Origin of the sequence: Candidimonas sp. SYP-B2681, from assembly GCF_003971065.1 — a bacterium.
Lineage (GTDB): Bacteria > Pseudomonadota > Gammaproteobacteria > Burkholderiales > Burkholderiaceae_B > Pollutimonas.
Map to the genome: position 1 here is coordinate 589,303 of NZ_RYDV01000001.1, position 24,870 is coordinate 614,172.

Annotated in this window: 22 protein-coding genes; 16 read left to right on the top strand and 6 right to left on the bottom strand. The window is 54.5% G+C overall.

The window, feature by feature from the left end:
* The first annotated feature begins 137 nt into the window (after positions 1-137).
* Genes folC through EKL30_RS02845 form a run of 6 tightly spaced genes read left to right on the top strand, consistent with a single transcriptional unit; the run spans position 138 to position 6,633 of the window.
* Positions 138-1,556, top strand: coding sequence for a bifunctional tetrahydrofolate synthase/dihydrofolate synthase (gene folC, locus EKL30_RS02820; protein ID WP_126705653.1), 1,419 nt, complete (start codon positions 138-140; stop codon positions 1,554-1,556).
* Between the two features lie 48 nt (positions 1,557-1,604).
* Complete coding sequence (locus EKL30_RS02825; RefSeq protein WP_126705654.1) at positions 1,605-2,417, top strand: SPOR domain-containing protein; 813 nt, start codon at positions 1,605-1,607, stop codon at positions 2,415-2,417.
* On the top strand, positions 2,414-2,902 hold the full coding sequence (locus EKL30_RS02830; protein WP_126705655.1) for a CvpA family protein: 489 nt from the start codon (positions 2,414-2,416) through the stop codon (positions 2,900-2,902). Before EKL30_RS02825 ends, EKL30_RS02830 begins: the two co-directional genes overlap by 4 nt.
* Before the next feature lie 22 nt (positions 2,903-2,924).
* Positions 2,925-4,424, top strand: a complete 1,500-nt coding sequence (purF, locus tag EKL30_RS02835; RefSeq protein ID WP_126705656.1) for an amidophosphoribosyltransferase — start codon at positions 2,925-2,927, stop codon at positions 4,422-4,424.
* A gap of 45 nt (positions 4,425-4,469) precedes the next feature.
* A complete protein-coding gene (locus EKL30_RS02840) occupies positions 4,470-6,023 on the top strand; it encodes a murein L,D-transpeptidase (RefSeq protein ID WP_233582691.1) in 1,554 nt (517 codons plus the stop codon).
* Positions 6,024-6,078: 55 nt separating this feature from the next.
* Complete coding sequence (locus tag EKL30_RS02845; RefSeq protein WP_126705657.1) at positions 6,079-6,633, top strand: DUF882 domain-containing protein; 555 nt, start codon at positions 6,079-6,081, stop codon at positions 6,631-6,633.
* A gap of 27 nt (positions 6,634-6,660) precedes the next feature.
* On the opposite strand, the gene phbB is transcribed toward EKL30_RS02845, so the two are convergent.
* The 6 genes from phbB to map form a co-directional block, all read right to left on the bottom strand.
* Positions 6,661-7,407 carry an acetoacetyl-CoA reductase gene (phbB, locus tag EKL30_RS02850; protein ID WP_199748457.1) on the bottom strand — a complete coding sequence of 249 codons (747 nt, stop codon included), beginning with the start codon at positions 7,405-7,407 and terminating at the stop codon, positions 6,661-6,663.
* A gap of 13 nt (positions 7,408-7,420) precedes the next feature.
* On the bottom strand, positions 7,421-9,190 hold the full coding sequence (locus EKL30_RS02855; RefSeq protein WP_126705658.1) for an alpha/beta hydrolase: 1,770 nt from the start codon (positions 9,188-9,190) through the stop codon (positions 7,421-7,423).
* A gap of 296 nt (positions 9,191-9,486) precedes the next feature.
* A complete protein-coding gene (locus EKL30_RS02860; protein ID WP_126705659.1) occupies positions 9,487-9,975 on the bottom strand; it encodes a disulfide bond formation protein B in 489 nt (162 codons plus the stop codon).
* A gap of 88 nt (positions 9,976-10,063) precedes the next feature.
* Positions 10,064-10,765, bottom strand: a complete 702-nt coding sequence (locus EKL30_RS02865) for a MarC family protein (protein WP_126705660.1) — start codon at positions 10,763-10,765, stop codon at positions 10,064-10,066.
* Between the two features lie 33 nt (positions 10,766-10,798).
* On the bottom strand, positions 10,799-13,384 hold the full coding sequence (locus EKL30_RS02870) for a [protein-PII] uridylyltransferase (RefSeq protein WP_126705661.1): 2,586 nt from the start codon (positions 13,382-13,384) through the stop codon (positions 10,799-10,801).
* Positions 13,385-13,419: 35 nt separating this feature from the next.
* Positions 13,420-14,226, bottom strand: coding sequence for a type I methionyl aminopeptidase (gene map / locus EKL30_RS02875; RefSeq protein ID WP_126705662.1), 807 nt, complete (start codon positions 14,224-14,226; stop codon positions 13,420-13,422).
* A gap of 246 nt (positions 14,227-14,472) precedes the next feature.
* On the opposite strand from map, the gene rpsB reads away from it, so the two are divergent.
* The 10 genes from rpsB to EKL30_RS02925 all read left to right on the top strand — a co-directional run bounded on the left by rpsB (position 14,473) and on the right by EKL30_RS02925 (position 24,868).
* A complete protein-coding gene (gene rpsB / locus EKL30_RS02880) occupies positions 14,473-15,222 on the top strand; it encodes a 30S ribosomal protein S2 (protein ID WP_126705663.1) in 750 nt (249 codons plus the stop codon).
* Positions 15,223-15,354: 132 nt separating this feature from the next.
* A complete protein-coding gene (gene tsf, locus EKL30_RS02885; protein ID WP_199748458.1) occupies positions 15,355-16,233 on the top strand; it encodes a translation elongation factor Ts in 879 nt (292 codons plus the stop codon).
* 92 nt (positions 16,234-16,325) lie between these two features.
* Entirely contained in the window at positions 16,326-17,042 is a 717-nt protein-coding gene (gene pyrH / locus EKL30_RS02890) for a UMP kinase (RefSeq protein ID WP_126705665.1), read from the top strand.
* Between the two features lie 14 nt (positions 17,043-17,056).
* The gene (gene frr, locus EKL30_RS02895) at positions 17,057-17,617 is read left to right on the top strand and encodes a ribosome recycling factor (RefSeq protein ID WP_126705666.1); all 561 of its coding nucleotides are present in this window, start codon (positions 17,057-17,059) and stop codon (positions 17,615-17,617) included.
* A 28-nt stretch (positions 17,618-17,645) separates the two neighbouring features.
* Positions 17,646-18,404, top strand: a complete 759-nt coding sequence (uppS, locus tag EKL30_RS02900; protein ID WP_126705667.1) for a polyprenyl diphosphate synthase — start codon at positions 17,646-17,648, stop codon at positions 18,402-18,404.
* A gap of 14 nt (positions 18,405-18,418) precedes the next feature.
* On the top strand, positions 18,419-19,279 hold the full coding sequence (locus EKL30_RS02905) for a phosphatidate cytidylyltransferase (protein WP_126705668.1): 861 nt from the start codon (positions 18,419-18,421) through the stop codon (positions 19,277-19,279).
* Positions 19,276-20,484, top strand: coding sequence for a 1-deoxy-D-xylulose-5-phosphate reductoisomerase (gene dxr, locus EKL30_RS02910; protein WP_126706007.1), 1,209 nt, complete (start codon positions 19,276-19,278; stop codon positions 20,482-20,484). The genes EKL30_RS02905 and dxr overlap by 4 nt, the downstream gene beginning before the upstream one ends.
* A 20-nt stretch (positions 20,485-20,504) precedes the next feature.
* Positions 20,505-21,839, top strand: coding sequence for an RIP metalloprotease RseP (gene rseP / locus EKL30_RS02915; RefSeq protein ID WP_126705669.1), 1,335 nt, complete (start codon positions 20,505-20,507; stop codon positions 21,837-21,839).
* 69 nt (positions 21,840-21,908) lie between these two features.
* Entirely contained in the window at positions 21,909-24,251 is a 2,343-nt protein-coding gene (gene bamA / locus EKL30_RS02920; protein WP_126705670.1) for an outer membrane protein assembly factor BamA, read from the top strand.
* Between the two features lie 62 nt (positions 24,252-24,313).
* The gene (locus tag EKL30_RS02925; protein WP_126705671.1) at positions 24,314-24,868 is read left to right on the top strand and encodes an OmpH family outer membrane protein; all 555 of its coding nucleotides are present in this window, start codon (positions 24,314-24,316) and stop codon (positions 24,866-24,868) included.
* The last annotated feature ends 2 nt before the right edge of the window (positions 24,869-24,870 follow it).

The window sequence follows — 24,870 nt, forward strand, 5'->3', positions numbered from 1 at the left end:
CGCGGTTGGCGGCGGGCCCTGAATTTATCGGGGCCCGCCCCAAGAATACCGGGGTGACACTGCGGCTTGCCACGAGTAGGGCGCCGCTATAAATGTTATCATTGGGCTCTGCCGTCGGTACTTCTATAAGCGTCCATATGCCCCGTCTTGAACCCAGTAATTCTTCCACCTTGCAGGAGTGGTTAGCTTATCTGGAAACCCTGCATCGCACCTCAATCGACATGGGCCTTGATCGGGTTCGCGCAGTCGCCGCCAAGCTGAATTTGCAACTTCCGTTTATCAAAATTACGGTGGGTGGCACCAACGGGAAGGGCTCCACGTGCGCCATGCTCGAAGCGATCTTGCTAGCGTCGGGGTATAAGGTAGGGCTTTATACCTCTCCGCATCTCGTCGACTTCAACGAGCGAATCCGCGTAAACGGTGAATACGCCAGCGATCAGCAAATCATTGACCAATTCCACAAAATCGAATCGACGCGGGGCGAGATATCCCTGAGCTATTTCGAATACACGACATTGGCTGCATTGATACTGTTCGAGAATCAAAAGCTTGATGTCGTAGTACTGGAGATTGGCCTGGGCGGGCGTCTTGATGCCGTTAATCTGGTTGACGCCGATTGCGCCATCATTACCAGCGTTGATATCGACCATACCGCGTACCTTGGCGACACACGCGAAAAAATAGGATGGGAGAAAGCTCATATTTTCAGGGCAGGGCGACCTGCCATATGCGCCGACCCGGTACCTCCACAGACGCTTATCGATTACGCAGCCGAGATCGGAGCCGACCTCTGGCTCTTCGGAAAAGATTTCAACTATTCCGGGGATCGCCTTCAATGGGCTTACGGCGGCCGTTCCCAACGCCGTAGCGGTATTGCCTATCCCGCCTTGCGCGGTGCCAATCAATTATTGAACGCAAGCGCCGCGCTTGCGGCACTTGAAGCTTTGCGGCCAAAATTGGCCGTTCCCCAGCAGGCGGTGCGCATCGGGCTTGCACAGGTCTCTTTGCCTGGGCGTTTGCAAATCATTCCCGGCACTCCCGCCATTGTTCTCGACGTCGCGCACAACCCACATGCCGCGGCCGCGCTAGGGCAGAACCTGGATGGCATGGCGTATTATCCATACACCCATGCCGTGGTTGGCATGCTGAACGATAAAGATGTTGCTGGCGTTATCGCTAAACTTGCGACCCGCGTCGACCATTGGTATTGCGCAGGCGTCGAGGGGCCCCGCGGTATGTCAGGTGAGGCTCTGGCCGATATAGTGCGTCAAGTGGTGACCACATCCGCCGCTAAAACCATAGCTCCCGCCCAACCGCTGAATAGTGCGCCGTTTGAATCAGCAAAGCAGGGGATAGCCCCGCATAGACCAGGCGTTCGCCCCGGAATCGTGTCTTCGGTATCTCCAGACGCCGTCACCGTTTCAAGTTTTGATAATCCGGTACATGCGTTTACAGCAGCACGAGAACAGGCCTCCGACAATGATAGAATTGTTGTATTCGGTTCTTTTTCGACTGTTGGCCCCGTCCTCAGCGAATTGGGGCGCAAAGTCGAATAGTTTCCGTCCGCTTTGCTGTCAGAGTTCACCAAAATAGGTTTTTGCTCAATGGGATTGTTCTCTCGTAACGAGTCCGCCGCGGGATCCGGGCGACGTCCGGTGTCACGTTCATCTCAATCCAGCGAAGCGCAAGCTGGCGAGCTGCGCGGCCGCGCCCGTCGCCGTCTCATCGGCGCGCTGGCACTGGTTCTGGCTGCAGTAATTATCGTGCCGATGTTATTTGATTCTTCGGCCCCGCCCGACCAGATCAGCACGCCGGTTGTTGTTCCCGCCATTGTTCCGCCCGCGCCCGATACCAGCGTAGGCGTAGCGATCGCACCGTCTGAACCCACAACGGATCAGGCAGCAAGCGTCAACCTCACCACCCCCGGAACCGCTACAGGCCAAACCGCTGGCGAGGGCACTGTGGCAACCCCCTCAACCCTGCCTGACACTGGCGTATCTGCCGCGGCACCGCCCGTTCCTTCAGTGGCGGCGCCTGAGCCCGCTCCAAAGCCTAAAGCCACTGAGAAACCCGTAGCCAAGCCGGAGCCCAAGCCTGCTGCCGAACGAACCGACGATGGATCGGTTGCGATTGCGTTACTTGAAGGCCGTACACCAAGCAAGCCCGTCAAGGCAGCCAGCAAGGGCAGTTTCACCTTACAGATCGCAGCTTACACCAGCGACAAAGATGCTCAGACTCGTCGCGAACGCCTTGTGGCGGCCGGCGTGACCAACACCTATGTAGAGAACGCCGTGTCCGGCGGAAAGACAACCTATCGCCTGCGTGTGGGGCCGTTTCCTACACGCGAAGCAGCCCAGGCCGCCCAAGCTCGTCTACGCGCACTGGGTTACGACAACGGATTCATCTCCACTAAGTGACCAGCTTCGACTATATCGTGTTGGCAGTCCTTGGAGTGTCAGCATTACTAGGCCTGCTGCGTGGCTTGGTCAAGGAAGTGCTTTCGCTTATCGCCTATGTTGTCGCATTTCTTGCAGGCATCTGGTGGGGACCCATCGTTTCGATATGGCTGACTCCCTATATTGAAAACTCTTTATTACGTACCGGCGTTGCCTACGGCACGGTGTTTGTGGTCGTCTTATTGCTCGTTGGCCTTGTTAACATCACGCTTGGCACGCTGATAAAGAAAACCGGACTTACGCCAGCAGATCATGGTCTGGGCGCTGTATTCGGTTTAATGCGCGGCGCGCTGGTGGTGCTTGTACTGGTGGGTCTTGCCGGTTATACCGACTTGCCCAAAGAACCGTGGTGGCAAGATGCCCGCTTATCGCGGACGGTGGTAATGAGCATCCAGGAAATAAAACTTTTATTACCGCCATCGCTCGCGTCGTGGTTACCATATTGATCGAACTCACAGGAACAGAAAAATGTGTGGAATAGTTGGGGTCGCTGCATCCGGCCCCGTGAATCAATTGATTTACGATAGTCTTCTGCTGCTGCAGCATCGTGGCCAGGATGCTGCCGGAATTGCAACGTCGCACGACCAGTTTTTTAATATGTACAAAGCGCACGGTCTCGTGCGCGACGTATTCCGCACACGCAATATGCGATCTTTGCCAGGTAACAGCGGCCTGGGCCAGGTCAGGTATCCCACCGCCGGTTCCAGCGATAGTGTCGACGAAGCTCAACCATTCTATGTAAATGCCCCATTTGGAATTACCTTTGTCCATAACGGCAACCTGACCAATTGGCGCGAGTTGCGGGAAGCCTTGTTCAAGGTAGACAGGCGCCACATCAACACAAATTCCGATTCCGAAGTCCTGTTGAATGTTTTTGCCAACGAGCTTCAACTAGCCGCTAACGGCGGCTCACTAGACGAAGACGCGATTTTTGCAGCCGTTTCATCGGTGCATAGGCGCGCAAGGGGCGCGTACGCCGTCATTGCCCAAATTGCCAATTACGGGATGGTGGCGTTCCGCGACCCGTTCGGCATCCGGCCCTTATGCCTGGGTTCGATTAGCACCAGCAGTGGCACCGAATGGATGTTGGCTTCCGAGTCTGTTGCCTTGACCGGATGCGGCTTTACTCTGGTACGCGACGTAGAGCCGGGCGAGGCGATTTTCATCGACCTGGACGGAAATATGGTTAGCCGGCAATGTGCTGATAATCCCGCGCTGACGCCGTGCGTATTTGAATATGTGTATTTCGCTCGTCCTGATACGCTGATGGATGGTGTCTCGATCTACGATGCGCGCTTGAATATGGGTGAATATCTGGGCGATAACGTGGCAAAGGCGCTACGTTTAGGCGAGATCGACGTCGTAATGCCGATTCCGGACTCATCCCGCCCCTCGGCCATGCAACTTGCGGCCAGATTGGATCTAAGCTATCGGGAAGGTTTTATTAAGAACCGATACATAGGCCGAACGTTCATTATGCCGGGCCAAGCGGTACGCAAGAAATCCGTACGTCAAAAGCTCAGTGCCATCGACATGGAATTCCGGGGAAAAAATGTTCTACTGGTCGACGATTCCATTGTGCGGGGCACGACCAGCCGCGAAATTGTTGACATGGCCCGCGCCGCTGGCGCCAATAAAGTCTACTTTGCGTCGGCTGCACCGGCTGTTCGGTTTCCAAATGTTTACGGGATCGACATGCCGACCCAAAGCGAACTGATTGCGACTGGGCGGGATACCGAACAGGTTGCGCGCGAGATCGGCGCTGACGGCCTGGTGTATCAGGAATTGTCCGATCTGGAGCAGTCAATTCGGGACCTTAACCCCAAAATTAAGAGTTTTGAATCATCGTGTTTTAACGGCCGTTACGTTACCGGCGACATCGACGAAGCATACCTCGAGCGATTGAGTCTGACTCGCGGACTTCGTCCAGCTGCAGGGGAAATGGCGACCAGCTCGGCCGAACAGTAACGTAAGGCGTATTGCATTCCTTAAATAAACATTAGGGGGACGCAATTGGTTTTTAGATTAATTACCAAGCTGATCCCAATACTGCTGTCTGTCTTTGTGTTGGTTTGTTCAGGCAGCACCGTGGCGCAGGAAGCTTTATTGTGGTTTAGCGAAGGGCGGCCTAATCTACAGGCTTTCGATGCTGTGCAGATTCTTCGCACTGCGCAGCTTGATGGCCTCGAACCTGACGATTACGACGCTGCCGCGTTGGATCTTGGCATTAGCTCTTCGGCACGCGGCGCTGCGTTACCGGCTGCCGCAATCGCGCAATTGGACTCTGTGCTAAGCGCTGCCATGCAGCGTTATCTTTCTGATTTGCATAATGGCCGGCTCGATCCGAAGCAGGCTCAACAATTGTTCACCGCTCCTGCGCTGCGATATTTCGACGTCGCCACTTACCTGAACAATGCCGTCATAAGCGGAGAGTTGAAAGCGGCAGTTCGAAGAGCAGCGCCGCAGATGCCCCAGTACGAGAGTCTGCGAAAGGCTCTGGTTCAATACCACGGCCTGGTTGGTCACTCAGCTTGGCTTTCGGAGCTCGCCCAGCCTATAGAAAAGAAAGTCGAGCCGGGCCAGTTCTACGCGGGGATCGATCTGCTGGTGCACCGGCTTATTGCAACACGCGACTTGCCGCCAGGAACGATTGCGCCTGAAGTTTATGAAGGCGTACTGATTGACGGCGTCCGCGCATTCCAGGAGCGCCATGGCCTCCCGCCGGACGGCATTCTCGGTAACTCGACATTCCAACAGTTGAACATGACTCCCGCGGACCGTGTGCGGCAAATCGAATTGACTATGGAACGGTTACGGTGGACACCAGTGCTTCAGGGGCCCCGCGTAATTGTGGTGAATATTCCAGAGTTTGTTCTTCGTGCCTATGACATGCATGAAGGCGGCCAACACGCTGTGACCGAAATGAGAATTATCGTTGGACGCGCATTGGACACACGTACGCCGGTATTCAATGAAGATATGCGTTTCATTGAATTCAGTCCGTACTGGAACGTTCCGCGATCAATCACCCGTTCTGAAATCATTCCTCGTTTGCGACGAGATCCGGATTATTTTCAAAGGCAGGGTTTCGAATTTGTATCGACGCGCGGCGAGGTGATAAGCGGACTAAGTGGCGAGAGTCTCGACGCACTTCAGCGGGGCGAATTGCGTATTCGCCAGCGGCCTGGGCCTACGAATGCTCTGGGTGATATCAAGTTTATTTTTCCGAACGATCAAAATATCTTTCTGCACCATACGCCGGCACCCGAGCTTTTTGATCGGTATCGTCGGGACTTCAGCCATGGATGCATAAGGATCGAGAATCCGGTCGCATTGGCCAGATTTGTCCTGCACGATGATCCAGAGTGGTCCGAAGAACGGATCCGCGAAGCCATGCGTCGCGGCAAATCCAGGACAATAAGGCTTGATCAGCCCGTGCCCGTATTGATTGCTTACAGCACGGCAGTAGTCAAAAATGATAAGGTTTATTTTTTCTCCGATATATACGGCCATGACAATTTGCTCGACAGAGCGTTAAGTCAGCACATTCGGGGCATTCCTTATTAGATCCTTGTTCGCTGACAGGGAAGGTGCCGTACGGCGTCATCAGCGCTTATTTACCATGACTAAACCATTAGCGCCTTCACGGCGTATTTTCCTTCGAAATTCGGCAAAATTGGCATTGGCTGGTGGAAGCCTGCCATTTGCGACACGCGCGTTCGCCACCGCATCGCCACGCAGCCTGGCGTTGGACCACACGCACACCCGCGAGAAGGTCTCGCTGGTTTATGCCCGGGAAAACCGCTATCTTTCCAGTGCGCTCGATCGCCTGAACCATTTTTTACGCGATCATTACACCGGCGATGTTGGCTTGATAGATCCACAATTATTCGACATTCTTCACCGAATCACGCTGTCACTTAGCACTCGGCAGTCATTTCACGTGATTTCTGGCTATCGCTGCCCGGCGACCAATAACCGCCTGCGTGCTACCGGAGGCGGTGGGGTAGCCAAACGCAGCCTGCACATGGATGGTAAGGCAATCGATGTTCGTATGCCCGGTGTGCCACTTGAAGAATTGCGCGACGCGGCCTTGTCGTTACGGGCCGGAGGCGTGGGTTTTTATCCATCCGACCAGTTCGTGCACATCGACACGGGTAGGGTACGCAGCTGGTAACTTCATTCCAGCGCGGAACCGTAATCCTTAATACATATGCTGTCCGCCGTTCATGGCCACATTGGCACCGGTCATGAAGCCCGCTGCCTCGCTGCAAATGAACGCCACCAATGCAGCAATTTCCCAGGCCTGGCCCAGACGTCCGACGGGAATTTGGGTGATCACTTGTGATTCCAGTACCTCTTTTGGTACTTTCAAGACCATAGGGCTATCCAGATAGCCCGGTGAAACGGCATTTACGGTGACGCCTTTGCGGGCGACTTCCAATGCCAGAGATTTGGTGAAGCCGTAAATGCCGGCTTTGGCAGCGGAGTAATTGCTTTGTCCGAACGCACCCTTACTGCCATTGACTGAAGATATATTAACGATGCGACCCCATCCTCGCTCTACCATGCCCTCGCAAAAAGGTTTGCTCATATTGAAGACTGAATCCAGGTTGCTGCGCAGTACTGCATTCCAATCCACTGGGGAAAGCTTGCGGAGCGTCGCATCGCGCGTGATGCCAGCGTTGTTGACCAGGATATCGACGTCCTGGCCATTTGCACGAATGAGCTCTGCGCAAGCTGCGCAAGAATCGTAGTTGGTCACATCAGCGGGGTAGGCGGTAAAGTGGTATCCGGACTGAGCCCGCGAAGCGAGCCACGATTCAACGTTTTCTTTTCCTGGCGAATGGGTTAGCAATACCCTGTGGCCCGCATCGTGCAAAGCCTTGGCGATAGCTTCCCCCAAGCAACCCATTCCGCCCGTAACAAGCGCTGTACGATGAATCGACATGATGATCCCCTTATCATTTCTCGAGCACGTAGCGCCCTGGCGCCGGGCCGATTTCGGCATAACCCAGTTCTGAAGCACCCATTTGCGGCGGCGCCGTCAAAGGCCCCGAGCGGGCGTCCAACCAAGCTGTCCAGCACGGCCACCACGATCCAACTTGTTTGGGAGCCGTCTGCAACCACTCGTCGGGACCCAAATAGCCGCCGCTTTTGTCTCGGGTAAGGCATTGGTAGTACCGGTCGTGGTGACCTGGCTCGTTGACTACGCCGGAATTGTGGCCTCCGTTGGTCAGAACGAAGGTAATTTCGGCACCCGTGAGAATGTGAATTTTGTAGACGGAGCGCCATGGTGCGACGTGATCGGCCCGGGTTCCCAGGCAGAATATGGGTAGCCGGATGTCAGTCAAGGCGACCGGTCGGCCTCCCATTGGATACCTGCCTTCTGCCAGATCATTGTTTAAAAACAAGCGACTGAGATACTGTGCATGCATTTTGGCGGGCATGCGGGTCCCGTCGGCATTCCACGCCATAAGGTCACCTACGGGGCGGCGTTCGCCCATCAGATAGGTGTCGATGAAATGGGACCACACCAGGTAATCAGACCGCAATAGCTGGAAGGCGCCAGCCATCTGCTCGGTCGTAAGATAGCCGGTGTCGGCCATACGTGCCTCTAGCAATGCATCCTGACTATGATCAATAAAAAGAGATAACTCGCCAGGTTCACTGAAGTCTGTCTGCGCAGCTAGCAGCGAAATTGATGCCAATCTGTCGTCGCCGTCGCGGGCCATGGATGCCGCAGCGATGCTAAGTAGCGTGCCTCCAAGGCAGTAGCCCAGCGCGTGGACTTTTTTTTCGGGCACGATGGCGTTGACCGCTTTTAGCGAGGCGTCAAAACCCAGAGCGACATAATCGTCCATTCCCATATCGCGTTGCGTCGCGTCTGGATTTTTCCACGAAATGCAGAAGACCGTATAGCCCTGGCCGACGAGAAACCTGATAAGGGAGTTGTGCGCCGATAAATCTAAAATGTAGTATTTCATGATCCAGGCTGGAACAATCAGCACCGGTTCCGGGCGAACTTTCTTGGTGGTCGGGGTGTACTGAACAAGTTCCATCAGCGCATTGCGCAAAACTACCTTTCCCGGCGTCGCGGCGATGTTTTCACCAACGATAAAATTTTCTGTACCGTAGGGTCCCCGGCGCGCCGCTTGGCGGGACAGGTCATCCATCGCGTACATGGCCCCCCGCAAAAGGTTGGCTCCAAACTCTTCAATAGTGCGTTCAAGTAGTTGCGGATTGGTCGCTAGAAAATTGCGTGGAGAGAACGGCTTGAGGAGCTCCCGGGCGGCGAAGCCGACGACATGTGCATGGTGTGGTGAAAGGCCACGTACATCGGTAGTCGCTTCTGTCCACCATTGCTCCGACATCAAATAAGACTGATGCAGCAGGTTATAGGGCCAATTTTGCCATTCAGCTGCGGCGAAGCGCCAATCCGACTGAGGGGGCGGTGCAGTACTCACTGGCTGTGCGGGCAACCAACTAACTGAAGCCATTGTCCCGGCCGCAACGCCGTGGATATACTGGGTGAGCAACAGATTTTGTGCCGTCGCCATTTCTGCAAGTTCAATCTGTTTGCCGGGGGCAGCAGCCAAGTGAGTCGCCCAATCTATAAAGCTGATAAGAGCCAAGGTAGGCGAAAGTGACCCGGTGACGCGTGAAATGGCCGCATGTAGTCGTTGATCCAGTTCATCAGTAGCATTTTCACGACGAAAGGTATGAAAGCTCATGATCGACCTTCTGCAAGAATGGAGCCGGAAGCTTGCCGGCGTTCTCAGCATCGGCGCTTGCGTCCAGAACCTGGCAATGAGTCCGTGCCTCTATGCAATTTGTAATCCTTTACAGGGGATTATGGCAACAGGCAAGTATTGGTTTCTTCAGAACATAGTTAGCGCCAAGTGGATTACGCAGCCATCGAAACTCGAGTTGTTGCTGTCGGGGCGCATGATATCGGCCCTGCGCAGCAAACCTTGGCTTGTGGGCGCACCGACGGAATGGCGACACACTACAAAGATCTCCTGTTCGGCTATTTTTTCCTAGGTGGCACTAAGGCGGCTAGCGCCAGTATGCCCGTTACCATGAACAGCGCAAGCGCCCACAGTGCGTACTCGACCCCCAGAAAATCGACCTTTGCATCCATACAGGTAGCGAAAATCCCGAACAGCCAGGGTACGTTGGCATCCAGTCCGCTTTTCACCATAAAGCGATCCGCGAATGTCATGTCGCAGGAAAACATATTTGCCGCGACAGTGTATTGATACCATGCAGCCAGTACCCCTCCTACGCTAAGCGCAGCAGCTGCCAATGCAGCACCTTTGAGGGCGATAGACCAACGCCGGCCCCACAAAAGTCCAAGCCAGCATACTGCGGCAATAAGTAGATAAATAAAACGCTGAAAAACGCACCAGGCGCAGGGCCTCATATCAAACATATGCTGCGAAACCAAGGCTACCGCTACGGCACCGACGCAGAGGAGGGCAATGATATGCAGCAGCCTGGATGTCCGGTTTGTCATGAAAGGTGTCCCGTGCATTAAGTTAGAAAGCGACAATCTTGTGGAGTTCGTGCAGATCCGACGTGAAGAGATCTTCACGACCTTTTGATTAAAGACCTATAGCGGCCGCCTGGCGCATAAGGCCAAGCAATAATTCTTGCGCGCCGTCCCATATGATCTGGACTCCGAGGCACAGCAGAATAAATGCGGAGAGACGCATCAATACCGCAGTCCCATTCGGGCCCAGCTTATGAAGGAACTGGGCAGCGAACTTAAGACAAAAATAAACGACCAACGAGGCAATCGCTATGGCAACTAACGAACCCGTTAAGTTTAAAGCCGTATACGTTGTGCTTTCGGCATGCAACGTTGCCCCGACGGTAATCGCCGCCGAAAGGGCACCTGGACCGCAAATCATGGGAAAGGTCAAAGGATAGAATGCCTTTGATCGAACCTGATCGAAGGAGTAGGCCTCGGCCATGTTTTGCGCTTGCTGCGCGTCGAAGTCTGAAGCACTTACAAGTCGCCAAGCGGTCGCGACAACCAGTAAGCCACCACCCACACGAATAATCGGCAAGGAGATTCCGAAGAACACCAATACCAAGTTGCCCGCAATCATCGCTATGGCGAGCATTAGGCATATATTCATGGCCACCCGCTGGGCCAGTTGCGTTCTTGCGTTGGTACTTGCGCCCTCGGTCAGGGTAAGAAAGATGGGCGCGACTGCAGGGGGGTTCAATATCGGTAGCAAAGTGGCCAAAGCGAACAAGAAACTGCGCCCGAAGTTTATTACCAGATCGTTAAAAGCCATATTGCCCTGCTCCAAGGTAAAAGGGAGACGATCTTAGTTACTCGCGCTATCCAGCGTAGCCAGAATGTCGCGTTCGAATTGTAGCTGGGCCCGAGGGTGACCAAGAACATCGCCCTCGATAATGAATATATCCTCGGCGCGGTCACCCAACGTGAGCACTTTGGCCATCTTGAGATTAATCGAATGTGCGGCGAATACCTCTGCCAGACTGTAGAGCAATCCAGGCCGGTCAGATGCCGTCACAGATAAGCGCCATGAGGTACTGCGTTCATCGGGCTGCAGTTCGACGTTTGGAATAATTGGGAAGACTCTGGACCGACGGGAACCGGTTCGCCTTTCGCTAGCGTTTTGAGGGCGCTGGTAAGTGTTGTCGCGTGCTTGCCTTAGCCGCTCGTTTAGTTCATGTTCCACAAGTGAAGCATACGAGCGGAGATCTTTTTCATGAGGGGGCAACAAAACAACGAAGCTGTCAAGTGCCCAGCCATGATGCGTCGTATGAATGCGGGCATCCTGGATGCTAAGGGCGCGCTGATCGAAATAGCGGCATATTGTGACGAAGAGTTCTTTGATGTCCTGGGTATAGACCATTACTTGAAGCGCTTCGCTTTGCCCCATTACGCGGGCCTTGACTACGGGATCAGGCGAGTTCACGCGATAATAAAGATGGCGCGTATGCCATGCGATTTCGCTGGCTTCGTGGCGCAGAAAATACGCGATATCCAGCTGACTCCAGAAAACTTCTCGGCTCTCGTCCCGTAAGCCCATTAGCCGGATTTCGTTTGCTGCGATCTCTTTGCGCTGAGCCAGTACCGTTCGCGTGTCTGGCTGCGATCCACCTAGAACGGTTAATGTCAGCCGATACAGGTTCTCGAGCAGCTTACCTTTCCAGGAGTTCCACACCGTGGGGCTAGTGCCGCGGATATCGGCGACTGTTAACAAGTACAAGGCGGTTAGATGCCTTTCATCTCGCACACAATAGGCAAAATCGCGAATAACATCAGGGTCGCTAAGATCTCTTTTCTGGGCGACCATCGACATCGTCAGATGCTGCCGCACTAAGAATTCAACGAGTTCGGCGTCATCGCCATCAATGCCATGGTCCTGGCAAAAACGCCTTACCTCGATGGCTCCAAGTTCAGAATGATCTCCTCCTCGGCCTTTGGCAATATCATGAAAGAGAGCCGCGACATACAACAGCCAGTTTCCATCGAAATCGGCGATAAGTTGGCTGGCCAGTGGATACTCTTGAGCATGCTCGGGCATCGTGAATCGGCGCAGGTTGCGCACGACCATCAAAATATGTTGATCCACTGTGTAAGCATGGAACAGATCGTGCTGCATTTGCCCGACAATATGCCGGAACACCGGAAGGTAGCGGGGCAGTATATTCAACATCGTCATGCGCCGCAGAGCATGCACAATCCCGCGCGGCTGTTGCAATATTTGAATAAACTGATGACGATTTATGGGGTTTTGCCGGAACTGGGAATCGATGCGGCGTCGGGCATGCCACATGGCACGCAATGTCTGCGCCGACATTCCCAATAATTCCGGACGCTCCTGCATTACCAGAAAGGCTCGAAACAGCAGAGCGGGATTGCGTTCGAAGCCATCCTCGCGGCGTATATCCAGCCGTCCCCGAACCATGCAGAAATCATCATCGATAATATGCACCTGGGCGTCAGGCGACGGAAACAGAAGCTCTTCCAGACTCTGCAAAAGTATCGTGCTAAGTTGGCTGACCACGCGCGCCGCCCAGTAGTACCGCTGCATCAATAGTTCGCTGGGCCGGCGATTCTTCACCGCCTCGAATCCATAGATTGCCGCGAGACCAGGTTGCAAATCGAACAATACCCGGTCTTCGCGACGGCCGGTAAGTAAATGAAGCTCGATGCGCAAACGCTTGAACGCCATATCGGCCCTGCGCAAGGCGCGGAACTCGGCAGCAGTCAATAGGTCGGTACGCGCAACCTCGCGCCATGTGCGGCCCAGGCCCGCTGCCTGGGCGAGCCACAAGATAACTTGCAGGTCGCGCATGCCGCCGGGCGCCTCTTTACAGTTTGGCTCCAGCGCGTAAGGTGTATCTTGATGACGGGCATGACGTTGTTGCATTTCGGCGCGTTTTGCCTGAAAGAAGGTTTGCACATCCATCTGATTGCGCATCACTTCACCCAGAGTCGCCAGCAGCGCCTTGTCTCCTACGAGCCAGCGCGCTTCCATTAGAGCGGTTTCAACTGTGATGTCGTTGGCAGCTTCGCGCTGGCAGTCTTCTATGGTACGGACGCTATGGCCGGGCTCGATGCCGAGGTCCCACATCGCTGCAACCAGCGATTCGATCATGAGGGTGTCGCCGGGCCCAGGCGGCTCGCGCAGCAAGATCAGAACGTCTACGTCTGAATAGGGATAGAGTTCACCACGTCCGTAACCGCCTACCGCCGCAAGTACTGCTCCGGCGGGAAGCGGATGCAAGCGCACGAGTTCGCGCAGGGTCTGATCGGTGATCCGCCGCAGTGCCGTGAGCAGAAGTTCGGGGCGCAATTTTTCGCGAAAACTTTTTATCGCTTCGCTACGCCTTTCCGCCAACTGGTTGCGCAACGGAACTACGGTTGGCGCATGCATACTGTTTCTGTAGAAGGTGCTTCTGTCGAAAGAAATCAGGCCACCGAAACAAACGAAGGTGGAGCGGGCATTTTCTCGGACACAGTAAGAATCTCGTAGCCGGTGTCAGTCACGAGGATGCTGTGTTCCCACTGAGCGGACAAGCTATGGTCGCGCGTAACAACGGTCCAGCCGTCGGCGAGGGTACGAATTTCTTTGCGGCCGGCGTTGATCATGGGTTCAACGGTGAAGATCATGCCCGGTTGCAACTTTACTCCGGTGCCTGCTTTTCCGTAATGCAGCACTTGCGGATCTTGATGGAATTTTCGACCCACTCCGTGCCCACAATACTCGCGCACCACAGAGAATCCATTTTTTTCAGCATGAACCTGTATGGCATGGCCGATGTCCCCGAGGGTGGCGCCCGGACGGATCTGCTCAATGCCCAACCACATGCATTCATAAGTCGTTTCGGTAAGGCGCCTGGCCAATATCGAAGGCTCGCCAATGTAGTACATACGGCTTGTGTCGCCAAACCAGCCGTCCTTGATGACCGTGACGTCGATATTCATGATGTCACCGTTCTTGAGTGCCTTGTCGCCAGGAATGCCATGGCAAATCACATGATTGACCGATGTGCAGATGGCGGCAGGGAAAGGCGTGTACCCAGGTGGAGCGTAACCCACGGTAGCCGACTCGACCTTGAGCTCGTTAGTGATGAAATCCACGCACAAACGGTCGAGGTCGCCCGTTGTGACACCCGCACGAACATGCGGTTCGAGGAAGTCGAGGGTGGCGGCGGCAGCCTGGCAGGCTGCGCGCATTTTGTCGAGATCCGTGGGATCAGTAACGAGAGTACTCATGTCAACTTGAATTAGGTGTGATAAAAATAGTAGAATTATAGGCTTTCTTAAATTTCCTTTAAGAAAGGAGTGAGCCAGAGGGGCTACTTGGGGCATCCATTATAGGGCTTCCCAGGATCAGCTTTTCTAGACATTCCAAAATCGCGTGCCTGGTTAACACAGGGTGTTCGGTGTACTGAATGCGCTTATATGCGCAGCTGTCATCGAATGCAGACCTGGCACAAGACTAAACCCTCGGAGAATATTATGTCGTTAATGCGCGAAATGCTTGAAGCCGGTGTCCACTTTGGTCACCAGACCCGTTACTGGAATCCCAAGATGGCACCGTACATCTTTGGTCACCGTAACAAGATCCACATCATCAACCTTGAACAAACTGTCATTAAGTACCAGGAAGCGGCCAAGGTCGTGCGTCAGATCGCTGCTCGCGGCGGCAATGTCTTGTTTGTAGGCACCAAGCGCGCAGCTCGCGAACTGGTCGCTGCTGAGGCCGCACGCTGCGGCATGCCATACGTCGACAGCCGTTGGTTGGGCGGCATGATGACCAACTTCAAAACGGTCAAAAGCTCGATCAAGCGCCTGAAAGAAATGGAAATTCAGCTTGCCGATGGCGCTACCGAGCGCATGAGCAAAAAAGAAGGCTTGATGTTCGATCGCGAACTTGAAAAGCTGAACAAGGCGATCGGCGGTATCAAAGACATGAACACCTTGCCCGATGCGTTGTTCGTTATCGACGTGGGCTATCACAAAATTGCAATCGCTGAAGCCAAGACCCTTGGTATTCCGGTCGTAGCAGTTGTTGATACCAACCACTCGCCAGACGGCGTCGAATACATCATCCCGGGTAACGATGACTCGGCCAAGGCGATTGCCTTGTATGCTCGTGGCATGGCCGATGCAGTGCTTGAAGGCCGCGAACAGAACCTTAACGGTCTGGTCGAGGAAATTGCAGAAGGCGACGAAGAATTCGTCGAGGTCGAGCAAGAGCGCGAATAAGCGCGTGTTGTACCCGACTATGCTTTAGTCCGGGTTCCGGCCGCTGCCTGTCACAAGCAGGGCGGCCGATTGCATCGATATGCACCTGCCCCGGCTATGCCGGGGTGTGTTTTAGTGAACTGGAGAAAAAAAGTGGCTCAAATTACCGCATCTATGGTTAAAGAATTGCGCGAGAAAACCGACGCGCCCATGATGGAATGCAAGAAAGCACTGACCGAAGCCGACGGCGACCTTGCCCGCGCTGAAGAAATTCTCCGCGTTAAACTGGGCAACAAGGCCAGCAAGGCAGCAACTCGCGTAACCGCTGAGGGCCTGATTGGCTTGTATATCTCTGCCGACAGCAAGCGCGGCACCGTCGCAGAAGTCAATTGCGAAACTGACTTCGTCGCCAAGAACGACGATTTCATCGGCTTCATCAATAGCGTGGCTCAACTCATCACCGAAAAGAACCCCGCCGACGTGGCCGCCCTTGCAGAGCTGCCTATGGGCGAGGGCACCGTCGAGTCGACGCGTGCAGCTTTAGTCGGCAAGATCGGCGAAAACATCTCCATACGGCGCTTCCAGCGTTTCGAGACAGAGAACAAGCTTGCCAGCTACGTTCATGGTGGCAAAATCGGCGTGTTGGTCGATTTCGCAGGCCCTGACGAAACCGGTAAAGACGTTGCCATGCACATTGCCGCCACAAAACCCAAGGCGCTTGACGCCGATGGCGTTTCACCTGCCGATATCGCTGCAGAGCGCTCGGTCGCTGAACAAAAGGCTGCCGAATCGGGTAAGCCGGCTGAAATCGTGTCCAAAATGGTCGAAGGCTCGGTCCAAAAATTCCTGAAAGAAGTCACATTGCTTTCACAACCGTTTGTTAAAAACGACAAACAATCCATTGAGCAGATGCTTAAGGAAAAGGGCGCCACGATATCCGGCTTTGCCCTGTATGTCGTCGGTGAAGGCATCGAGAAAAAATCGGAAGACTTTGCTGCTGAAGTCGCCGCTGCGGCCGCCGGCACTGCCTGATTCTCGTTAAGTAAAAAGTTGGACTTGCGTAGCCGCGCAGGTCCGACTCTGGCTTACACTTTCGTTGGACTGTTTCACCTAGGATCCTACCTATGACCACCAGATCGTATAAGCGCGTTCTTCTCAAACTTTCCGGCGAAGCGCTGATGGGAGAAGACGCCTTTGGGATCAATCGCGCAACAATTTTGCGCATGACCGAAGAGATAGCAGAAGTCGCCGCCATGGGCGTGCAACTAGCAATTGTGATCGGTGGCGGGAATATTTTTCGGGGTATCGCTCCCGGAGCGCAAGGCATGGATCGGGCCACCGCCGACTACATGGGCATGATGGCGACCGTCATGAATGCGCTGGCGTTGCAAGATGCACTCAAACATCGTGGCATCGACACCCGTGTGCAGTCAGCCCTGAATATCGATCAAGTTGTCGAACCTTATATCCGTCCCAAGGCCTTGCGATACCTCGAAGAAGGCAAGGTCGTCATTTTCGCGGCCGGAACTGGTAATCCTTTTTTTACCACTGATACTGCCGCAGCGCTGCGTGGCGCTGAAATAGGCGCCGAGATCGTTCTTAAGGCGACCAAGGTCGATGGTATATACAGCGCCGATCCAAATAAGGATCCCACGGCAACTCGGTATACCCGCATCAGTTTCGACGAGGCCATTGTGCGTCGGCTCGAAATCATGGATGCCACCGCATTCGCTTTATGTCGCGATCAAAAATTGCCCATCAAAGTTTTTTCGATCAATAAGGCAGGCGCTCTCAAACGCGCCCTGACTGGCGAAGACGAAGGCACTTTGGTACACGTTTGAATAAAGGAATAGTAATGAGTCTATCTGAGGTCAGGAAATCGGCTGAATCACGAATGATCAAGTCGCTTGAAGCACTCAAGCTGAGCTTATCCAAGATTCGCACCGGTCGCGCTCATGCGGGCATACTGGATCACGTGACAGTCGAATATTACGGTTCGCCTGTCCCAATCAGTCAAGTCGCCAATGTAAACCTGATCGATGCACGGACAATCAACGTGCAGGTCTGGGAAAAAAACATGGCAGGCCCAGTTGAAAAGGCCATACGCGATTCCGACCTCGGTCTGAATCCTGTTTCCATGGGCGACAGTATCCGAGTACCTATGCCGGCCCTTACCGAAGAGCGTCGTCGCGATTTGACCAAGGTTGTGCGCACCGAAGGCGAGGACGCCAAAATCGCGGTTCGCAATTTGCGGCGCGATGCTAACGATACGCTTAAGAAGCTGGTGAAGGACAAGGAAATCTCGGAAGACGACGAGCGACGCATGCAAGAAGACGTTCAAAAGCTTACCGATAAGCATGTCGCCGAAATCGATAAGCTGGTTATACAGAAGGAAGCCGAGATCATGACGGTTTAGTACCGTCTCCGATGCCGGCCTATCCCTCATGCTAAGCAGCACGACCCTGGCTGTACCTGTTTGTACAGACGTCCCGCGACATCTTGCCATCATCATGGACGGCAATGGGCGATGGGCGACCAAGCGCTTTCTGCCTCGAACCGCGGGGCATATTCGCGGTGTGCAGGCAGTACGGCGCGCTGTCGAGACCTGTGGCAAGCTTGGCGTCGAATATTTGACACTATTTGCGTTCAGTTCCGAGAATTGGCGGCGCCCCAAAGATGAAGTCTCGCTGCTGATGCGGCTGTTTATCCAAACACTCGAAAAAGAAGTGACCAAGCTCGAACAACAGGGCGTGCGCCTGCGTATCGTGGGCGATCTGTCGCCGTTCGAACCTAGGCTGCGCGAGCTGATACGGTCAGCCGAGCAACGAACAGAGCATAACAATGCGCTCAATCTGACCATCGCCGCAAATTATGGCGGGCGATGGGATATCCTTCAGGCCATGCGACGGTTGCTGCTTGCGCACCCCGACCTGGCCAATAACCCAGACGCCCTAGACGAATCGCTATTAAGCGAACACCTGTCCATGGCCTACGCGCCCGAGCCCGACCTTTTTATCCGTACCGGCGGCGAACAACGCATCTCGAACTTTCTCGTCTGGCAGTTGGCCTATACCGAGCTGTATTTTTCGGATGAATATTGGCCCGATTTTGGTGCCCCGGAAATCGAAGCCGCATTCGAGTGGTATCGTACCCGGGAACGCCGATTTGGCCGCACTAGCGCCCAGGTGGCAAAACCAATCTGAATACGGAGTTCCCTATGTTGAAGCAACGCGTCATTACGGCGATTGTATTGCTTGCTGTATTGCTGGGAACGTTGCTTGCGCCTGGTCCATGGCCGCTTGTCGTGCTACTGACTATCCTTGCAGCCTGCGCTTTGTGGGAATGGCTACGACTTACCTGGCCCCGGCAGCCTGCTGCAAGCCCCATGCTGCTTGCTATATTATTAGCAGCCGGTTTATCGTCGGTGGCATACCAGTGGTTGGCGCCAGATCCGGCGCAGTGGTCGATTAACCTGCAGTCGCTGATCAACCACGGACTTCTCCCCACGGTTGCTCTCCTGTGGATATTCATTGCTACCGGCATGGTATTCCAAGGCAACTCCACAGAGCGCTCGGGCGGAGGTTGGCTCAGTCTTTTCGGCATTCTTGCGATCATCGCAGTTTGGGCTGCGCTAGTGCAACTGTTTTTAACGCGTGGCGCGGGTTTCCTGGTGTCCCTGCTTGCGCTGATCTGGATCGCCGATATTGCTGCCTACTTTACAGGCAAGGCCATTGGCAAGCATAAGCTTGCGCCCAAAGTGAGCCCGGGAAAGACGTGGGAAGGTGCAGTGGGCGGCGTGCTTGGGGCTGCAACATGGGTTCTAGCAACGGCGTACTGGCCCGGTAGCTTCGGAGCTGTCCTATCAGAGCAGTGGCCCTGGTGGCTGGTGCTGGCGCTGGCTATTTTTCTTGCCGCTATTTCTATCGTCGGTGACTTGTTCGAGTCGCTGCTGAAGCGTCGTGCCGGCGTGAAGGATTCCAGCCAATTGCTGCCCGGACATGGCGGTGTCTTTGATCGAATTGATGCTCTGCTGCCCGTGGCTCCGATCGCTTTACTATTGACCGGAGTGTGGCTCTGATGAAGGTACAGCACGTATGCGTTCTGGGGTCTACAGGCTCGATCGGCGAGAATACGCTGGACGTCATATCCAGACATCGAGAAACCATTTCCATCTACGCCCTTAGCGCATTCAGCCGCATCGAACGGTTAGCCGAACAGGCCAGGGAAACGGGCGCCAAGGTTGTGATTGTGCCGACCGATGCGGCCCGCGTCCGGTTTTTGCAAGCCTGGGCCGGTCCAACGGCAGTTCCAGAGATCAGGGTAGGGCAACAGGCCTTGGCCGACACGGCAGCCGAGGCGCCTGTCACCACAGTAATGGCAGCAATAGTCGGTGCGGCAGGATTGCCCGCCGCTCTTGCTGCTGCAAGGTCCGGGAAGAGGGTACTGCTTGCCAACAAAGAGGCCTTGGTAGCCGCAGGCGGTCTCTTCATGCAAGCGGTGCGAGACAGTGGCGCCGAACTCCTTCCCATCGATAGCGAGCACAACGCAATATTCCAATGCATGCCCCAAACGGGAAGAGCGACGGCGCCGACTACGCCTGCCAAAGGCGTTCGTCGCTTACTGCTTACTGCGTCCGGGGGGCCATTTCGCACCACAGCCCTCGATCAACTGGCTGCCGTCACGCCCGACCAAGCCTGTGCTCATCCCAACTGGAGCATGGGGCGAAAGATTTCGGTTGATTCAGCGACCATGCTCAATAAGGGCCTTGAAGTGATCGAGGCCCATTGGCTCTTCGCAATGCCAGTCAGCCAAATCCAGGTCGTCATACACCCGCAAAGCATGGTCCATTCCATGGTCGAGTACGAAGATGGATCGATTCTTGCCCAGTTGGGGCAGCCCGATATGCGTACTCCCATCGCATACGGTTTAGGGTTTCCCGAACGTATCGATAGCGGTGTCGGGTTGCTTGCCCTTACGGCGTTGGGGCGGCTGGACTTTGAAGAACCCGACTTTGAACGCTTTCCCTGCTTGCGGCTGTCCTTCGAAGCACTGGGAACCAGCCAGGCGGCGTGCGTTGCCTTGAATGCTGCGAATGAGATTGCTGTCGACTGTTTTCTCAAACAGCAAATTCGCTATACTGAAATAGCGCGTGTTATCGAATCTTGCCTTGATCGCATTTCAGGCATGCCAGCCTCAGATCTTGATACGCTCGACGATGTGCTGGCGCTCGACGCCCATACCCGACGCATCGCGTCGGAACTCTGCCTCCTCCAAAGGCTCTGAGCAGTTTTTTCGGGAATTTCATGCTTTTCACCTTGCTCGCCTTTGCCCTCGCCCTTGGGGTATTGATTACTTTTCATGAGCTCGGCCACTATTGGGTGGCGCGTCGTTGCGGGGTGCGAGTGCTGCGCTTTTCTGTGGGATTCGGCAAGGTACTTGCCCGTCGCGTAGATCGCCATGGAACTGAATGGGCAATATCCGCCATACCACTGGGCGGCTACGTCAAGATGCTCGATGACGCCCCGCCAAACGCTTCAGCAGCAGAAGGCAATGAAGCATTCAATCGCAAATCCTTATGGCGACGCAGTGCCATCGTATTGGCTGGACCAGTAGCCAATCTTGTTCTGGCGGTATTGTTGTATACCGCTCTGGGTTTGCTCGGTTCGAACGAGCCAGCCGCTATTCTGGCGGCGCCACCTGCCAACTCCATGGCAGCGCAGGCAGGTTTCCAGGCCGGCGATCGCATCACCGCGATCAATCAAGAAGAAGTCCAATCCTGGAGCGAGGCACGCTGGAGCTTGCTTGACGTCTTGACTAGTGGCGGCGAAGTCAGCGTGCAGGTCGACACCGCCACGGGACTCAGCAGGGAACGCCTATTGAGGCTTACTGCCGGGACGATCGAACCAGATGGCTCCGATCTGATGGCCGAGGCTGGCCTAAACCTTGCAATGCCTAGGCCATTAGTGAATCAGATAAACCCGGGCGGCGCCGGAGAGCAGGCCGGTTTACGTAGCGGCGACATTATCGTGGCTCTGGGATCGTTGAAAGATCCGTCTGCGGGCACGGTGGTCGCCGAAGTCCAGAAAAATCCTGGCAAAACTCTGCCGATTACTGTTCTGCGTGATGCAGTGCCCGTCACACTTACCGTGATCCCTCGCGCCGAGGCTGCCGCGAGCGGGGCGCAAGTAGGCCGCATCGGCGTGATGTTGGGAGCCGACTTCCCTATGGTTACGGTTCGCTATGGCGTTCTTGACAGTCTCGGAAGAGGCATTTCCCGCACTGTGGATACGGCTTGGTTCTCCTTGAAGATGATGTGGCGTATGGTTCTGGGCGACGTTTCTCTGCGCAATGTCAGCGGCCCGGTTACTATTGCCGATTATGCCGGCCAAACTGCTCGCCTCGGACTCTCTGCGTACATAGGTTTCCTGGCGTTAATCAGTGTTAGTATCGGCGTTTTGAATTTGCTACCCATACCCATGCTGGATGGTGGCCATCTAATGTATTACGTGCTTGAGGCCGTGCGCGGCAAGCCCGTACCAGATAAATGGCTCGAGAATGGCCAGCGCATCGGACTCGGGTTGCTGGCAGGTCTCATGGGGCTAGCCTTTTTCAATGATTTTTCACGTCTGTTCAGTTGAAGGCTTTGTATCTTACAAGCTTTGTGCCTTACAATCTTCCACCATTAATTCGCCCAAGGATCGTCCAGGATGTCGTTTAGCCGGAAATTCACTTTTGCCAAGCGCGCCATGCCGGTTTTACTGGCGGCGCTGCTTATTCCTAGCCTCGCGAACGCGTTCTCACCGTTTGTAGTGCGCGATATTCAGGTCAATGGAATTCAGCGTGTTGATGCGGGCACAATATTCAGCTATCTGCCGGTCAAGGTTGGCGAGCAATTTACTGAAGCTCAGGCCAGCGAAGCCATCCAGCGTTTATATGCGACCGGTTTTTTTAGCGACGTGAAAATTGACACAGCCAACAATGTGTTGGTGGTATCAGTGCAGGAAAGGCCGACGATTGCCTCGGTAAGTTTCAACGGCATGCACGAATTCGATGCGAAAGCCATTACCAAATCATTGAATCAGGTAGGTTTTGGTCAGGGCCGTGTGTTCGACCGGTCCATGCTGGAACGCGCCGAATTCGAACTTAAGCAGCAATATCTTTCCAAGGGCAAGTACGGTGTCGAGATCACCCCGATTATCACACCCTTACCGCGCAACCGGGTAGGCGTAAGCTTCGATGTTTTCGAAGGCGATCTGGCAAAGATCAGACAAATCAATATAGTTGGCAACAAAGCGTTCTCGGAAGGTACCTTGCTCGACGAAATGGAGCTCACCAACTCCGGCGTGATGACCTGGTATACGGGTACCGATAAATATTCTCGGGAAAAACTGGAAGGCGACGCAGAACGCCTGCGGTCTTTCTACTTGGACCGTGGCTATCTTGAATATTCGTCCGAGCCGCCTCAAGTGACGATATCGCCAGACCGCCAGGACATTTTCGTTACCCTTACCATCAATGAGGGCGAGCCCTACAAGCTGCGCAGTGTAAAACTGGCAGGCGACCTCCTTGGTCTGGACGACAAAATTCAGCCCTTGGTACAAGCGCAGGCCGGAGAAACCTTCTCGGCAGCGAAGACCAATGCAACGGTAAAAGCCATCACGGAATACCTTGGTAGCTTGGGCTACGCGTTTGCCAACGTGAATCCTAACCCTGTGCTCGATCGCGAAACGCGCGAAGCCGATCTTACGTTTTACGTAGATCCCGGTCGTCGTGTGTACGTCCGTCGGATTCAGATCGGCGGCAATACGCGCACTCGCGACGAAGTCATACGCCGCGAGATGCGCCAGCAGGAGGCAGCTTGGTACGATTCCGCCAACATCAAATCGTCGCGTGACCGCGTCGACCGCCTTGGATACTTCAATGATGTCAATGTCAGTACCGCTCCGGTAGCCGGTTCGCCGGACCAAGTCGATGTAAACGTCGATGTTAAAGAAAAGCCGACCGGGCTGATTAATCTTGGTGTAGGTTACGGCTCAACCGACAAGGTCATCTTGTCGGCCGGTATCAGCCAGGACAATATTTTCGGCAGCGGCAATACATTGTCCTTGCAGGTTAATACCAGCAAGACGAATCGGGCGGCCATCCTCTCGCACACCGATCCTTACTGGACCAAAGATGGCGTCAGCAAGACGACATCGCTGTACTATCGTCGCACCACACCTTACGATAGTGCCAATGGCTTCGGCGACTACGAAGTCACCGCCTCTGGCGGTGGCCTGAATTTCGGTGTACCAATATCTGAAACTGACCGCGTGTTCACCGGGGTGACGTTCGAGCACAACAAGCTTAGCAAGCTGAACCTTTTGACGACGCCGCAGGCTTACCAAGATTTCGTCAACGAATACGGCGAATCCACGAACGCGGTCATCTTTAACCTGGGTTGGTCCAAAGACACGCGCGACAGCGCCATCGCACCGACAAAAGGCAGCTACACCCGCCTGGCCGGAGATCTGTCCACGATGGATCTGCGCTACTACATGTTAAGCGCGCAGCAGCAGTATTATTTGCCTCTGGGACGTTCCTACACTTTGGCTTTCAATGCACTGGCCGACTGGGGTAAAACCTATGGCGGAAAATCGTTCCCAGTCATCAAAAATGTCTACGGTGGCGGTATAGGTTCGGTACGTGGCTACGAAGGGGCCTCCTTAGGACCGCGCGACACGCTTACGAATGATTACCTCGGCGGATCGCGCCGGGTCGTAGGTAATGTACAGTTATACCTTCCATTCCCGGGGGCATCGCGCGATCGTACGTTACGGTGGTTCTTGTTTACCGATGCGGGTCAAGTGGCCAATACCAGTGGCGGTAGTTGCGCGCGTGGTATTAATAACCAGTCTGAAGATCCTTGCGGATGGAAATACTCAGCTGGTATCGGCTTGTCCTGGCAATCGCCTTTAGGCCCGCTGCAGTTGTCTTATGGCCGCGCCCTGAATGCCAAAGAAGGTGACGACACGCAGGCTTTCCAGTTCCAAATCGGTACAGGTTTCTGATTCATGCCATTTAATGGCACAATAGCTTTTTTATCTCTGCTACTTTGCAAGGTAGATTTTTCATGAAGTCTCAATTAGTTTTAAAAGTTTCTGCTTTAGCCCAGAGTATTAGCCGCTGTAATCGTGCTTTGGTCCTAACGGCAGCACTGGGCGCCAGCGCCATGGTGGCCGCACCTGTCTACGCCCAGTCGACCAAAATTGGCTTCGTGAGCACAGAACGTATTCTGCGCGACTCCAAACCTGCCAAGGCAGCACAAGCCAAGATCGAAGCCGAATTCAAGCGCCGCGACGACGAACTGCAGAAGCTGGCCAATAGTTTGCGTACCCAGGCACAAAAATTCGACAAAGATGCTCCGGTCTTGTCGGAGTCTGATCGTGTAAAACGTCAACGGCAATTGGCTGACCTTGATTCCGACCTGCAGCGCAAACGTCGCGAATTTCAGGAAGACTTCAATCGCCGTCGCAATGAAGAGTTTTCCAGCATCGTCGAAAAGGCCGATGCCGCAATCAAAAAGATTGCTGAACAGCAAAACTACGACTTGATTGTTCAAGACGCGGTAACGGTAAGCCCGAAAGTCGACATTACCGATCAGGTGATGAAAGCCCTGGGTGGCTAATA

Bases quoted from the DNA above. Each gene is read 5' to 3' on its own strand.
- folC (WP_126705653.1), top strand. From the start codon at position 138: ATGCCCCGTCTTGAACCCAGTAATTCTTCCACCTTGCAGGAGTGGTTA.
- EKL30_RS02825 (WP_126705654.1), top strand. From the start codon at position 1,605: ATGGGATTGTTCTCTCGTAACGAGTCCGCCGCGGGATCCGGGCGACGT.
- purF (WP_126705656.1), top strand. From the start codon at position 2,925: ATGTGTGGAATAGTTGGGGTCGCTGCATCCGGCCCCGTGAATCAATTG.
- EKL30_RS02845 (WP_126705657.1), top strand. From the start codon at position 6,079: ATGACTAAACCATTAGCGCCTTCACGGCGTATTTTCCTTCGAAATTCG.
- phbB (WP_199748457.1), bottom strand. From the start codon at position 7,407: ATGTCGATTCATCGTACAGCGCTTGTTACGGGCGGAATGGGTTGCTTG.
- EKL30_RS02855 (WP_126705658.1), bottom strand. From the start codon at position 9,190: ATGAGCTTTCATACCTTTCGTCGTGAAAATGCTACTGATGAACTGGAT.
- EKL30_RS02860 (WP_126705659.1), bottom strand. From the start codon at position 9,975: ATGACAAACCGGACATCCAGGCTGCTGCATATCATTGCCCTCCTCTGC.
- EKL30_RS02865 (WP_126705660.1), bottom strand. From the start codon at position 10,765: ATGGCTTTTAACGATCTGGTAATAAACTTCGGGCGCAGTTTCTTGTTC.
- EKL30_RS02870 (WP_126705661.1), bottom strand. From the start codon at position 13,384: ATGCATGCGCCAACCGTAGTTCCGTTGCGCAACCAGTTGGCGGAAAGG.
- map (WP_126705662.1), bottom strand. From the start codon at position 14,226: ATGAGTACTCTCGTTACTGATCCCACGGATCTCGACAAAATGCGCGCA.
- rpsB (WP_126705663.1), top strand. From the start codon at position 14,473: ATGTCGTTAATGCGCGAAATGCTTGAAGCCGGTGTCCACTTTGGTCAC.
- pyrH (WP_126705665.1), top strand. From the start codon at position 16,326: ATGACCACCAGATCGTATAAGCGCGTTCTTCTCAAACTTTCCGGCGAA.
- frr (WP_126705666.1), top strand. From the start codon at position 17,057: ATGAGTCTATCTGAGGTCAGGAAATCGGCTGAATCACGAATGATCAAG.
- uppS (WP_126705667.1), top strand. From the start codon at position 17,646: ATGCTAAGCAGCACGACCCTGGCTGTACCTGTTTGTACAGACGTCCCG.
- EKL30_RS02905 (WP_126705668.1), top strand. From the start codon at position 18,419: ATGTTGAAGCAACGCGTCATTACGGCGATTGTATTGCTTGCTGTATTG.
- rseP (WP_126705669.1), top strand. From the start codon at position 20,505: ATGCTTTTCACCTTGCTCGCCTTTGCCCTCGCCCTTGGGGTATTGATT.
- bamA (WP_126705670.1), top strand. From the start codon at position 21,909: ATGTCGTTTAGCCGGAAATTCACTTTTGCCAAGCGCGCCATGCCGGTT.
- EKL30_RS02925 (WP_126705671.1), top strand. From the start codon at position 24,314: ATGAAGTCTCAATTAGTTTTAAAAGTTTCTGCTTTAGCCCAGAGTATT.